The 12,606-nt window shown below is 66.5% G+C and carries 13 protein-coding genes and 1 pseudogene; 6 read left to right on the forward strand and 8 right to left on the reverse strand.

From position 1 onward, the window contains the following. Together ACZ7IB_RS40735 and ACZ7IB_RS40740 are read right to left on the reverse strand one after the other, a co-directional pair. The gene (locus tag ACZ7IB_RS40735; RefSeq protein ID WP_470919737.1) at window positions 1-147 is read right to left on the reverse strand and encodes a hypothetical protein; all 147 of its coding nucleotides are present in this window, start codon (window positions 145-147) and stop codon (window positions 1-3) included. Between the two features lie 467 nt (window positions 148-614). After that, window positions 615-1,523, reverse strand: a complete 909-nt coding sequence (locus ACZ7IB_RS40740; RefSeq protein WP_470919738.1) for an aminoglycoside phosphotransferase family protein — start codon at window positions 1,521-1,523, stop codon at window positions 615-617. Window positions 1,524-1,810: 287 nt separating this feature from the next. On the opposite strand from ACZ7IB_RS40740, the gene ACZ7IB_RS40745 reads away from it, so the two are divergent. Continuing rightward, on the forward strand, window positions 1,811-2,554 hold the full coding sequence (locus ACZ7IB_RS40745) for an ISL3 family transposase (RefSeq protein WP_470919739.1): 744 nt from the start codon (window positions 1,811-1,813) through the stop codon (window positions 2,552-2,554). Window positions 2,555-2,774: 220 nt separating this feature from the next. Further along, window positions 2,775-3,401, forward strand: a complete 627-nt coding sequence (locus tag ACZ7IB_RS40750; RefSeq protein WP_470919741.1) for a transposase — start codon at window positions 2,775-2,777, stop codon at window positions 3,399-3,401. 384 nt (window positions 3,402-3,785) lie between these two features. Here ACZ7IB_RS40750 and lepB read toward each other — a convergent pair whose 3' ends face one another. Further along, a complete protein-coding gene (gene lepB / locus ACZ7IB_RS40755; RefSeq protein WP_470919742.1) occupies window positions 3,786-4,670 on the reverse strand; it encodes a signal peptidase I in 885 nt (294 codons plus the stop codon). Between the two features lie 380 nt (window positions 4,671-5,050). On the opposite strand from lepB, the gene ACZ7IB_RS40760 reads away from it, so the two are divergent. Beyond that, the gene (locus ACZ7IB_RS40760; RefSeq protein ID WP_470919743.1) at window positions 5,051-5,251 is read left to right on the forward strand and encodes a hypothetical protein; all 201 of its coding nucleotides are present in this window, start codon (window positions 5,051-5,053) and stop codon (window positions 5,249-5,251) included. A 238-nt stretch (window positions 5,252-5,489) separates the two neighbouring features. Here the strand turns inward: ACZ7IB_RS40760 and ACZ7IB_RS40765 are convergent, their stop codons facing one another. Beyond that, window positions 5,490-5,927: an Imm1 family immunity protein gene (locus tag ACZ7IB_RS40765; protein WP_470919744.1), complete on the reverse strand. Its 438-nt coding sequence runs from the start codon at window positions 5,925-5,927 to the stop codon at window positions 5,490-5,492. A gap of 30 nt (window positions 5,928-5,957) precedes the next feature. On the opposite strand from ACZ7IB_RS40765, the pseudogene ACZ7IB_RS40770 reads away from it, so the two are divergent. After that, window positions 5,958-6,071: pseudogene (locus ACZ7IB_RS40770) on the forward strand (IS5/IS1182 family transposase); the annotation flags it as partial. A gap of 281 nt (window positions 6,072-6,352) precedes the next feature. On the opposite strand, the gene ACZ7IB_RS40775 reads toward ACZ7IB_RS40770, so the two are convergent. From ACZ7IB_RS40775 to ACZ7IB_RS40785, 3 genes are all read right to left on the reverse strand, one after another. Then, entirely contained in the window at window positions 6,353-7,363 is a 1,011-nt protein-coding gene (locus tag ACZ7IB_RS40775) for a helix-turn-helix domain-containing protein (RefSeq protein ID WP_470919746.1), read from the reverse strand. A gap of 7 nt (window positions 7,364-7,370) precedes the next feature. Beyond that, window positions 7,371-7,598: a hypothetical protein gene (locus ACZ7IB_RS40780; protein ID WP_470919748.1), complete on the reverse strand. Its 228-nt coding sequence runs from the start codon at window positions 7,596-7,598 to the stop codon at window positions 7,371-7,373. 1,252 nt (window positions 7,599-8,850) lie between these two features. Further along, the gene (locus ACZ7IB_RS40785) at window positions 8,851-9,261 is read right to left on the reverse strand and encodes an NUDIX hydrolase (protein ID WP_470919749.1); all 411 of its coding nucleotides are present in this window, start codon (window positions 9,259-9,261) and stop codon (window positions 8,851-8,853) included. Between the two features lie 550 nt (window positions 9,262-9,811). On the opposite strand from ACZ7IB_RS40785, the gene ACZ7IB_RS40790 reads away from it, so the two are divergent. Next, window positions 9,812-10,342 carry a GNAT family N-acetyltransferase gene (locus ACZ7IB_RS40790; RefSeq protein ID WP_470919751.1) on the forward strand — a complete coding sequence of 177 codons (531 nt, stop codon included), beginning with the start codon at window positions 9,812-9,814 and terminating at the stop codon, window positions 10,340-10,342. 104 nt (window positions 10,343-10,446) lie between these two features. After that, complete coding sequence (locus tag ACZ7IB_RS40795) at window positions 10,447-10,860, forward strand: DUF6086 family protein (protein ID WP_470919752.1); 414 nt, start codon at window positions 10,447-10,449, stop codon at window positions 10,858-10,860. 42 nt (window positions 10,861-10,902) lie between these two features. Here the strand turns inward: ACZ7IB_RS40795 and ACZ7IB_RS40800 are convergent, their stop codons facing one another. Beyond that, complete coding sequence (locus ACZ7IB_RS40800; RefSeq protein WP_470919753.1) at window positions 10,903-12,504, reverse strand: ISL3 family transposase; 1,602 nt, start codon at window positions 12,502-12,504, stop codon at window positions 10,903-10,905. Between the last annotated feature and the right edge of the window lie 102 nt (window positions 12,505-12,606).

A 12,606-nucleotide genomic window follows, 5' to 3' on the forward strand; every position in this document is an offset into this window, starting at 1 on the left:
CTAACCGGCGGACAGAAAGGGGATCTCTGTGAGGAGCATCACGCTCGCCATCAGCGCCGCCACCATCAGCTTGTAGACGGGGACGCCTTTGGGGTCCTCGGCCTCGCCGCAGACGGTGTGGTTGGCGGCGTCGACGAGGGCCTGCATGTGCGGCGGCAGCGGCTCGTTGGCGTCCCATGAGCGCGCGGGCTTCCGGGACAGTGGTACCGAAGTCCTCGGCTCGCGACCAGGTGGGGGCGGGCAGGTCCACGGCCATGGCCTGGGCGCGCATGACGCCGATGTGGCTCTACTCACGAGTAGTGCCACCAGTTGTTGACGGATTTGGGAGGCACCCAGATCCACGGTCGGGTGATGTTCACGAGTTTTGGGTTCTGGCACAGATCTCGGGGCGCGGTCGCGGAGCGTCACCACGTGTTCGATTGCGCGGGCTCGGGCTCGCTGTCCTGTCTCATCGGAAGTGGGCTGTTGATGAACCCTGTGACCAGGGCGGTCCAGGTTCGGTGAGATGAGTCGGACTCAGGACATGTCGGTGAAATGCTCCATTTCGCGCGAGTTCCGTCGCCCTTCGCCGGACCTGCGCCGTATGACCCTTCCTCTCGGACCGGGGAGGCCATTCAACGCGCAGCGGCATCAGTGAGGATTGTCCGAAGTCGCGCTCGGCACTCGGCGACGAAGGCGGGGAAAGTGTGCCAGTAATAGGAGACTCCACTGACACCCACCGCGATCGCCCAGGCGCGGGCGCGGGCCCAGGTCAAATCGTCGAGGCTCAATGTGTCCCAGTAGGCCTGTCGTGCTTGTGGAGGCAGGTCCCAGAGTGTGGAGTGCTCGGCGTCGGGAAAGCCGACCGAGAGTCCTCCGAAGTCGATGACTGCGTGGAGCTTGCCTTCCCGGACCAAGAGGTTGGTCGGCTTGAGGTCGCCGTGGAGCCACACGTGAGGTCCGGAGGGCTCGGGCAGTGTAAGCGCGGCTCGCCACAACTGTTCTAGAGAGTCAACGTCGAGCTCAGAACCCACGGTGGTTCGGCAATCGTCGAGACACCTAGCGATCCACTGGTCGCATGGTCCCAAGCTGCCTCCGCGGTACCAGCTGAGGCCATCTGCGCGAGTCGCTCCCATGAGGTCGATGCCGTGGAGCTCCCTCACGACCGCCGCCAGATCGGCTCCGAAGGCGGCCCAGTCCTGGACGGTGTCCGGGCCGGCCTCGACAGCGTCAATCCAGCGGTAGACCGACCAGACCAGTGGGAAGGCGTTGGTGGGCGTCCCAGCGTGGACGGCCTCGGGAATCGGACATGCAAGGAAAGGCGCCAGGCGAGGAAGCCATTCCTGCTCCTTCCGCACGGACTGTCCCTTGTCGGCAGTTCGCGGAAGTCGCACGAGCAGGTCACCGCCCAGCCGATACATGGTGTTGTCCGTGCCCGCGCCTGCGGGCGACAACGGTAGGTCAGCCCACTCTGGGCGCTGTTCCTTCAGCAGTGACCGGACTAGCGTCTCGTCGACTGGGATCTCATCCTCGTGAAGCGTCACGTCGGAAATCTCACCGCAAGGGGGAACGGGAAGCCAATGACTTTCTGAACGAGGCAGGTTCGCTGTGACAAGGACGCGCCGACCGGGAGACCGAGCAGGCCACAGGGCGGAATCAGTGAGACTGCGGTTCAGGGACGTGCAGCTTCAGCGGCATCGGAGCAGGTAGCAGGCGACGGTACACACGCGTGAGACCGCGCACGCCCCGCCGCCACGCAGATGAGAGTGACGCTCCATCAAGTTCTTGGCTTTTCCCGCCGTTCTTGGTTGTGATCGGTGACAGTGCTGTTATGAAGGCCGACGCATCGTTCTGGGATTCCCTCGTGTTCGCCGGGATCGACGACGTGGACGTCGAGGCGGTGACCACTGCCTTCGGCACGGCCGATGTGGTCGCGAGAGGCCGGGCGACAGGCGCGGCGTGTCCTGACTGCCGTCGCTTCTCGGGCCGGGTGCACGACTCCTACCAGCGGAGGTTGAAGGATCTCCCGCTCGGCGGGCAGAGCGTCGTGATCCGGCTGACGGTTCGGCGATTCATCTGCGGTGCTGCGGACTGCCCGCGCCGCACCTTCGCCGAGCCGTTCGCTCAGCTGACTGCCCCGTACGCGCGCTTCACCACGCGGCTCAACCATGTCCTGGAACGCGTCGGGCTCGCGCTTGCCGGACGAGCCGGCGCTCGTCCGGCAAATCAGCTGGGCCTCCACGCAGGACGGATGACCTTGTTGCGGAGAGTCATGGCGCTGCCGGATCCGCAGACCAGCACGCAGCGCGTGCTGGGTGTGGACGACTTCGCGATCCGCCGGGGCCAGACCTACTCCACCGTATTGACCTGCGGAGAAACCCATCGCGTGGTCGACGTGCTCCCGACGCGTGAAGCAGGGCCGCTGGCCGCGTGGCTGACCACCCACCCCGGCGTGGAGATCACCTGCCTAGACCGAGCGGGCGCCTACGCCGAGGGGGCCCGACTCGGCGCCCCCGAAGCCCTCCAGGGTCGCCGACCGGTTTCACCTGTGGCAGGGCCTCGGCCGAGCCGTTGAGACCTGCGTCGCCGCCCACCGCGAGTGCCTGCGCGCCCCGACGCCGCCCAAACTGTCAGCCATCGACCCGCCACCAGACGGTTCCGGTTTACCCTGCCCAGATCCTGCCGGCCGACGGGCTCAGCGCAAGAGGGCCGCGCATACCCTGGTCCATGAACTGCTCGCGCAGGGCCACTCGCGTCGGGCGAAAGCCCGGCACCTGGGCTGGGGCCTCAACACCGTGTTGCGGTATGCACGCGCCGCGCACTGGCAGGACACCCTCCGCGAAAACCGGCCCCGGCCCAGCAGGCTGGACCCTTACAAGCCCTACCTGGAGCGGCGGTTCGCCGCAGGATGCACAAGCGTCACCACACTCCACCGAGAACTGCTCACCGAGCAGGCCCCCGTCACCTACGGCATGGTCCGCGCCTACATCGCCACCCTGCGCAGCACCTCGCCGGACGCGCCGCCCCCGCCGCCGACGGTGCGCCAGGTAACTGGCTGGCTCACCCGCCATCCCACAGCACTGAGCGAGGAGGACCGCGCCTCCTTGAAGGACGTCCTGGCCCGCTGCCCCGAACTGGACACTGCCGCCAGGCACATTCGCGACTTCGGCCAGATACTCACTGGCCGCCTCGGTGCCACGCTCCCCACCTGGATCGACGCCCTCGACGCAAGCCAACTGCCCGGCCTCACCGGCTTCGCGCTCCACATGCTTCGAGACCTCGACGCCGTGACAGCCGGACTCACCCTGGAGTGGAGTTCCGGTGGCACCGAAGGCGCTGTGAACCGCATCAAGAAGATCAAAAGACAGCTCTACGGACGAGCCGGCTTCGAACTACTCCGCAAGATGATTCTGCTTCAGTGACGCATTGCGACCGCACCCCCAAGATCTGTGCCAGAACCGAGTTTTGAAGGCAGCTGGGGCCTTGCGATGGGACGCTGGGTGTGCTTCTCCCGTTAGGGGCCCGGATGCGCATGCCGGCGAGCAAGGTCGAGCTGTACGCGGCGATACGCCGTGACCACCGTGCCGGCCTGTCGGGGGCGTAGTGGCGCCAGGTCCCACCGGCTTCAGCGGCGAGCTGGGCGGTGGCGTTGGGCTGTCATCCGGGCCGGGGCGGCGCCCGCCGTGCGGAGGCCCGTGGGTGGCCGCCTCGCGGGGGTACGCGCCGGTGCTGATCGGAACCGCGCCGCAGGCTGCGTCCTCCCCGAACAGGACGTCAATGCTCCATTGACTGACCGTGATGGTCGGTCAGTTCTGTGTCGTGCCGCCGGTCCTGCGGCGGGAGAGCAGGCGCCGGCGCACCAGCACCAGGGGAACGGCGCCAGCGAAGGCCACCGCGGTGGGGGCGGCGGCGGCCGCCTTGTCGATGCCCTTCTGGTCGAAGGTGGTGGGGACGGAGAGGGTGTCCCAGCGGTCGATGGGCCAGGCGATGACGATGGCGCGGCCCACCACGTCGTCCACGGGGACGAAGCCCTTGTCGTCCTCGTCCTGGTGGTAGCGGGAGTCCTGCGAGTCCTGCCGGTGGTCGCCCATCACCCACAGCCGGTCCTTGGGCACCGTGACCTTGAACTGGCTCTCCGGGTTCGTGCTGCACGGGGTGTTGCCGGGGAAGACGTAGGGCTCCTTCAGCGGCCTGCCATTGACCTTCAGCGGGCCGGTGCCCTTGCACTCGACGGTGTCGCCGGCGACGCCCACGACCCGCTTGATGAGGTCCTTCTCGTTGGCGGACGGCATCAGCCCGATGAAGCTCAGCGCCTTCTGTGCCACGTTGGGCTCGGGCGTCGGCTCGTCCTTCATCCAGTGCCCCGGGTCGTGGAAGACGACGACCTCGCCGCGCTCGGGCTTCGAGCCGAACCACGGGGTCAGCTTGTCGACCAGGACCCGGTCACCCGGTTGCAGGGTGTTCTGCATCGACTCCGAGGGGATCAAGAACGCCTGCACCAGGAAAGTCTTGATCAGCAGCGCCAGCACCAGCGCGACCACGATGAGCAGGGGCAGTTCCTTCCAGAACGGCCGCTGCGCCTTCGCGGACTTTCCGGCCCTCCCCCACCTCCTCGTCTTCCCCGCCGGCTCCTCGGGCCCCTCACCCGGACCGTCCTGTTCCGACCGCGCGCCGACCGCCACGCCCCCCACATCCACTCCTCGCTTCGACCACCGCCCGCTCCGCCCGCCGTGCGGGTCCCGGAACCCCTAGTCAAGCGGGACGTTCCGGCGAGGCCACCCTACGCGAAGAGGGGTGACGGCCGTTCCGGAGACCATGCGACCTGCGCTGGTGAGGGTCCCCGGATCAGGCCGCACCTTCACCAAGGCCATCTCCGCACAAGCGAGCGACTTCAAATCTCGCCGACATTCCACGACTCCCGACCCGCCAACCGCCATCCGAAGTCGGCAACAAACGCCTCCCACAGACACCTACATAGCCACGAGCTGGCCGGGCGGCTGTTCGACCGCCTGGAGGAGGACATGCTGCCGACCTGCGTGGCCCCGGCCGGGTACTGCGCTCCAGCCCCGACATGGTCCTGCAGGGGATCTGCGGCTTCCTGCTCACCCACCACGCCATCACCTCCCTCACCGCCCAGGCCTCCACTAACGCCCAAGTCGACCCCGACCAGGTCAAGTTCACCCGAACCGTGAAGATCCTGCGCCGCCGAGTCCCGGACACGGCGGCTTTTCCCCGGACCACCCCCGCACCCGGGCCAAGATCGATGAGCTGACCGCCGACATCACCGCCCGCCGCCACCTCAACCCCAAGCGCCGAGCCCGCAGCTACCCACGCGTGGCCCAACGCGCCAAGTACCCGGTCGAGCGGCCACACCACACCGGCGGGCCCTTCCGCCGAGCCGCCCGTCACCGCACCTACACAGCAACCGCACCCTCGTGATCGAATTACGGTAAGTGACATTGGGTCATGATGCACTCCCGCTTCGCCGGATACAGGACCAAAACGGGCGATTACCAGATTTCTGGCTCCTGCCATTGGGTGCACGTTGGACGCTGCCCTCCGGAAGAAAGGAATTCCTTTGCGGCCTGACGCACCAGAGCAAGGGGAATTTCTACCGTGGCGGGAAACTCGGTCGGATTCTCTGCGACAAAGTAGGTAACCTCCCCTCCATTGCTCCCCGAAGAGCCGAGCGAGACGAAGTTCTTCTCGTCCATGAAGCTCAGAACCCCTACCTGTCGTTTCCCGTCGGCGCCAACCATGAACTCGTGATCTGGAAATCCTGACGGCAGAAGCTCACGCTGCGAACTGTGCAGAACAGCCAAGTTCTCGAACTCAGGGCCCGTAGCCAGAGCGTCGATCAGCGCATCGACATCCTCAGGGGTTCGGACTACCAATGGTTCGTCTGCATGCTGTACGCAGTAGTACACCTGAACCCTGTTGTGCGTCACTTTCCACCCATCCCTGCGTGGCCATTGCCACAGGCCATGGCCGTCCTGAAGGGCTGGAGCCTGCTCCGCAAACTTCGCTGCAGCACCAACAGGATCACCGACATCGTGAAAGCTGCCCTCGCCCTCCACTACTCATCAACGTGAGGTTGGAAAGGGCTCAGTGATGTCCCATTTACGGGCGAGGAGTTGCGTGGCTGCGTCGATGTCGCTCAGTCGAACAGGGCGTGTCTGGGGCTTGATCATGTCTGTAGTCTCTCTCCTTCAGGGCGCCACCTGCCTTGCCCTTGGTGAACGTGCACGTCGTAGCGGCGGGCACGACGGACTAGCTCTGTGGCCGTGGCGGTGCAGTAAGGGCAGGGCATCCACCCCTGGAATCTTGGCTCCGGCGCTTCTTACTGACCGGGCCTACGGCTGCACCGCCCGGGCTACGCGTCACGGAGCAGGCGTAGTTGAAGGGTCTTCTCCAGGGCCTGGGAAGCGGCCGAGCGTGGACGGCCAGGTGCGGCAAGGACGGGTGTGGCGCTGGTTGGGCTGGGTTTTTTGTGAGGCTGAAGGCGGTGGGCCGGGCGTTCGTAGCGTCGCGGGATCCGGATGGGCAGGCCGGAGCGAGTCTGGCCTGCTGGCGGGTAGGGGCGCTGCGGGCCCTTCCAGATGCGGGGCGTGTCGGTGTTCATGTAGTCGCTCACCACTTGGTCACGAAGGTAGTCGTAGTCGGGGCCGTTCGCGGCTGCGGTCATCAGTAGGACGGGGGGTTGGGGTGGCACGGCCGCGGGGCCGTCCGCGACGCGGATCTCGACCACAGCCGGAGGCTGGCGGGCGTGGGTTCGTGCGATCCGGTCCCAGGCTCGTTCCCACGGCCTGACTTTGCGGGGGGAAGCGCCGAGGGCTTCCATGAACGCGGTGACGTGCTCGCGGGAGGGGACCGCTTCCCCCCGCAGGACCGCGCTCAGACTGCTCTTCGGGAGCCGGAAGTGCCGGCCATCAGCGGTGCGCCCGGCCTCGGATTGCAAGTAGCCCAGAGACGGCTGGCCCTCCCTGGCACGGACCTGGATCATCGCCCGACGTAACTGGCCGAAGGTCTCGATCAGTTCCGGGTGAGTGAGTGCAGAGCGCACCGAGGTCGCCAGGTCCTGGAACTCCGTGGTGGTCTCCTCGCGACGCCGGAGTTCTTCCTCGGAGCGGCGGGCGGCTTTCCACAGGCGGATCGCGTCTGCGGGGTCGGCGTCGCAGGCGCGTGCGTAGGCTTCGACGAGTTTACGGGAGGGGACTTTCCCGCTGGCGCCGCGCGAGAGCATGGACGCGGTGAACCGGTATCCGATCAGTTTGGCCATCGCCGCGTAGGTGACGCCTCGGCGCTCGCGCTGGGCACGTAGCCACAGCGCGAGCGCTTCGGACTGCCGGGTTTCTGCGGCGACGGCGTTCTCACGCCGTCCCATAGGTGGGTCAGACTGCCTCGGGCGAGGGCGCTGTCGTCGTGCGTATCGCCCTTAGCGAGCTGACGGCGACGCAGAGGGCGCCCGCGATGAACTCAAGAGCGCCGAACATCGGCAGGCCGGCCAGGGCGAGGGCTCCTGCCACGAGGATGACGACGAGGATGATGACCACCTCGCCGGGCGTCAGCGCGCCCGGGGAGGCGCTGGGCGAGGACGGCGGGAAGAGTGATGAACGCATGCGTGTCTCCAACTGGCGTCGTGTCAGAACCCTTAATAGGGCGCGGACTTGGGCTGCACCGTGACAGCTGACGGGGACTTCCAGGTCCGGTCCGTCAACCCGCGGCGATCCTCTCACCAGTAACCCGATCATCACAATGCGTGGCCCTTCGGGCAAGGGCGTTGATTCATGAACGTCCAGAGCCCGGGTCCACGATGCGGGCGAACGGATGGACGAGCCGGCAGCCGGTTACCAGGAGGCCGCAGGTCAGGAGAATGAAACCAATTTTTTCATTCGTTTCCGTCCATCCGGCGTTGCCGAAGGCACGCACGCGATGACACCCTCCTAGCAACGCTGTCTCAGGTACTCGTACCCGAGGTCTCCCTGGCGTCGTGGCTGCACCATGGAACAGGGACCGGGCACCACCGCGTTCCAGCGCGGCGCCCCAGAGGGTGGCGCATCCCCACCGGATGCGGCCACCCTCCGCACCCTCATAAGCCGAAGCAGTCAACCGGTTCACGGATTCCGTCCCTGCACACGTACGGCTTCACCCACGGCACAACGAACTCCCCTCCCCCGACGGGCAGCACCCCCTTTCCGCAGCCGATCCACCAACCGGGTCAGGAAGTTCCCGTCCGAGTGGCAGCGGTGCTGGAGTCCGGGAAAGCCCCGGCTGGCCGGGGAAGGCCAGCCGGGGCCGTGGAGGTGCGAGTGCGGAGGGTGGTCGCCTCTCGGCGGAGGGCTTCATGTGGCTTCAGCCGAACGATCGTCCCCGTGGGCAAAGGTGAGGCCCGGGAACACTGTCCCCTCCGTACCCACATGCAGATGATCGCTCAACTACCGCTGATCATCCCCCGCATACCCCGCGCAACCGACCGCTCGAAGAACGGCTTCGCGAAGGACTCCTCCCGATGGTCGATAATCACGTCGGCGAACCTCACGGTCCACTCGTCCACGGGATGCCCTCGAGCGCTTCCCGGACCTTCGCCCGCAGGCGTTCCGCATCACGCGCCGACATCCCGCGGCACCGAGCGAGAACCACATCGGAGAAGTCATCGGGTACCCATGCCGTATCCGTCGTCATACCTACCCCAACGACCACCAGCGACCCCGGACGCGCAGGATCTGCAGATGTTACTCCGCGTCACCTGCCGCTAATTCAAGCAGCCAGCGGCTGCTCACCCGCACGGACTCGAAGGTTCACCGCAGGAACGATTCGCATCCGCCGCGGGCCCGACCGCGATCTCCGATGCCCAAGGTGACCACGTGTGCACTACTGGCAGACGCAGCTGAGCCCGAGGGCTGCTCTTCCGGGGGCGTCATCGAGGAGTGTTTGCCGCTGCACGCACGGCCAGTTCGTATATACGCTCACGTAGACGGTGGTGCCCTGGGCCAGAGCTCGGGAGCAGGCGTGCAGGCGGCGGGCCATGTGTGAGGCGAGGAGGGTGTCCCACTGCTCGGGGATCGTCAGCCGCCATGCGGCGAGCACGTCCGGGCCGAGGTGGATTCGTGTCTGAGCTTCGCGCGTTATCAGCCCGCCGTCGAAGAGGTAGTTGGCCAGCGGCGGGCGGCGGGCGGCCTGTTCCGGTGCCCAGTTGACGGCCAGCAGCTGGCCGGGTGGTGCGATAGGACGGCTGGACCAGAAGAATGCAGCCCGCAGCGTCGTGGATGATCGCCCCGGCACCCGCGATATGCCTGGGAAGGCGAGGCGTAGTACTCAGGGGGAGGAAGGTGCGTCGGGCTCACGGTGTGATCCTCACTCCTGGTGTTTGGTCTCCGCCTTGTGTGCCACGTTCGCTCGCTGCGCAACCGAACCGCTGATCAACGGCGTTCCCCTTCCCGGCCAGACCGACCAACAGAACGGGCGAGCCTCTGCGTTCGCTCGACACACGAGCGATGTGGGCCGCCGCTCGGTGTCGCGCACTGCGTGCCGGGTGCCTTGTCAGGTCGTGTCGCCGAGGTGCTGTCTCAAGGACGTGTCATTTCCTATACCTGCGACCGGCACTGCCGCCTCAGGCTGGCTTCGTCCACTTCGTAGGACAGCGTTTGTCGATGAGTTTCGGCAGCGCTTGGTGATCAAGCCGCCGACCGATGTTCACGAGTTTTGGTTCTGGCTCACTTTCCGTGGACCCGAGAACGGACAGCACCGGGCCTCCCTTCCGCATGGACGTCGGCAAAGCTTGATGGGCTCCTTGATCTTGCTCTTCGCGCGGAGGCCCGTTCATGATCGTCATATGAGTAGGCACTCGGTAACCTTGGACAAGATCGTTTCGGAGGACTGGCCAGCCGTTCACTCGTGGGCGTGCCTCCCGGAGGTGTGCCGCTATCAGTCCTGGGGGCCGAACACAGAGGTCCAGACGCAGGACTTCGTGGACTCCGCGGTCAAGGCCTGGTCGGGTACCCCACAGCACCGGTTCCCTTATGTCGCCCGCGTCGGGCGGGATGTGGTGGGCATGGGTGAGCTGCATGTCCGCAGCCATAAGCAGCGCCAGGGCGAGATCTCGTACATCGTGCATCCCCGGGTATGGGGGCAGGGCATCGGCACGGAAATCGGTCGGCAGCTGCTCGCGCACGGGTTCGGCGAGCTGGGGCTTCATCGGATCCATGCCACCTGTGACCCAAGGAATCTCGGCTCCTCCCGAGTGCTGTCCAAGATCGGTATGACGCGTGAGGGACGCCTGCGCCACACGACACTGCTCCACGACGGCTGGCGAGACTCCATGATCTTCAGCAGCCTCGAAGGGGAATGGCGCTCCACCGCGTAGCCCCGCCAGCGGGGTGCTGTCGTTTCTCGGGTTCTGGCTCACTGTCCGTGGAGGGCTAACTGACCGTAGCGTCGACCCCCTATGACCAGCAGTGAGAGGTTGACGTGAGCCAGTACTACAAATTGAGCGACCAAACCCTGTGGAACCCGTCCAACGGGGCGTCCCGGCTGTTCATGAGCCATGTCACCGTCTATCAAGCTGAAGTGGGTTTGCCATCCGGCATCGGCCCAATGGAAGCTGACGAGTGTCAGATTGACCCCATCGCATTCGCGGCGTTCGTCGACGCCCTGCTCGCCTGGCATAGCAAAACCAGGCACGCCATCATGGCCACACTGTCCGAAGGGTTCGTTGCCACGGTGCTGGCCTTGGCTGAGAAGGCGAACATCGAGGCGAACTGGCAGGCGGCCGAGCGCGCCGAGAGCCGCTATCTCAAGACGGCTTCGGATCCCCATGCAAGGGAGTGGACAGCCGCACTGCAGCAGAAGTCACGCGAGCTCATCAGACACATAGCGACCTGAGGCTCGTCTGCCAGCACCCGCGGCAGGCTCGCAAGCGTTGCCCTAGGTGTAGAGCAGGACACGCTTACGGAGGAGATCGAATCCTGCTCGGCCGAACATCTGGCGTTTGAGCATCTTGATCCGGTTGACGTGTCCTTCAACCACGCCGGAGCTCCAGGGCAGGGTGAGGCCGGCGATGACGGCGTCCCGGTCGCGGTCGATGCCTGCGGCGAGCGTGTGGAGGCCGGGAAGGTTGTCTCGCCGGACGGCATCAAGCCACTGCGGCAGCCGTTCGCCCTGGCGCTCGGTGAGCATCTGACCGAAGGAGCGGACGTGGCCGGTGAGGGCGTCCAGTTCAGGGCAGTGGACCAGAACGGCCTTGAGCCGAAGGCGTTCCGTCTCGGTGAGGGTCTCCGGCCGGCGGAGGATCCATCCGGCGACGACCCGGGGTGACGGTGGCCGAGCCGTGACGGGACCTGGCGAGAGCCGCTTCTCCCGGAAATAGGCGCGAACCCGCTGGTAGCTGCCCTGATAGCCGAGCGGCACGATCTCCTCCCACACCCTCCAGGCATTCGTGCAGCCTTGGTTCCAGCGGTCATCCAGGTAGGGCTTGAACGCGTCGAGTTTGGATGGCCGGCCCTGCCACTGCCCCTGGAACAGGTCCTCCGGGGTGGCTGCGTCGGCGAAGAGCTTGACGGTGCGAGAGGTCATCCGGAGTTGGCGGCCGATCGCCCGACGGCTGAGCCCGGCTGCCAGCAGTTCGTGGACCGTCGCGTGGTTCACACGGGTACGGTCAGCGAAGCGGTGTCCCCTCGGCCAGGGCGAGCCGGAGGGATCTTCGAACTTCTCCGGCTCGGGGGCACGCTGGGCCGGATCCGGCGCCAGGGCCTTCAGGCATCCGCGGTGGTCTGCGACGCACCGTTCCGCAGCCTCGCTCAGGTTGTGCCAAAGATGCCACCGGTCCGCGACCTGCACCGCTTGTCGTGCCCCGGCCGTGGCCCCTTCGGCGAAGAACGGTGCCCGATCGCGGCAGACCACCTCCACCCCGGGCCGTTTCACGAGCCAAGCGGTCAGGCTGGACGCCTCCCGGTCAGGCAGCAGATCGACTGGACGCCGGCTTTCGACGTCGACCAGGACAGTCCCGTAGTGACGCCCCTTGCGGGTCGCGTACTCATCGACACCGACCACCCGCGGGGCCGGAACTTCGGGGTCGGGCAACGCTTCGACCAGCCGCAGCACCGTGCTGCGGCTCACGGAAACACCGATCATGCTCGCCAGTCGGGCACCGGCCCGACCGGCGAGCGCGAGCCCGACCGCGGCCAGCGTCGACCGCAGGCGCTCGGTCCGCCGACCGTACCGACGAGTCAAGCCTGGCAGCTGTTCGGCGAAGGTCCGCCGCCCACACGAGACGACCGGGCAGAGAAACCTGCGGACGCGCAAACAGAGAGCAACCCGCCTGCCACCACTGGGCACATCAGCGGGAAAGCGCAGGTAGGAGCTGTGAACCCGCCGTGACCAGATCCCGCATCCGGGACAGGCGGCCCCAGCCACCGTGCTTCGAGCCTCTATCCGTACCGCCTCGTCGTTCACATCGACCGACAGCACCGCCACGTCCGCGATCGACGGGAACAGCAACTCCTCCAGCCGGAGCACCACTTCTTCCACGAGCCGAACTGTCAGCCCCACCCCACCCGGTACGGGTCAATTCCGGGCAACTTCCCCGCGGCCCGCTCACCCAACGCCGTCACTCAGCGTGCAAGCTCCACG

This window comes from Streptomyces sp. NPDC037301, assembly GCF_055602785.1.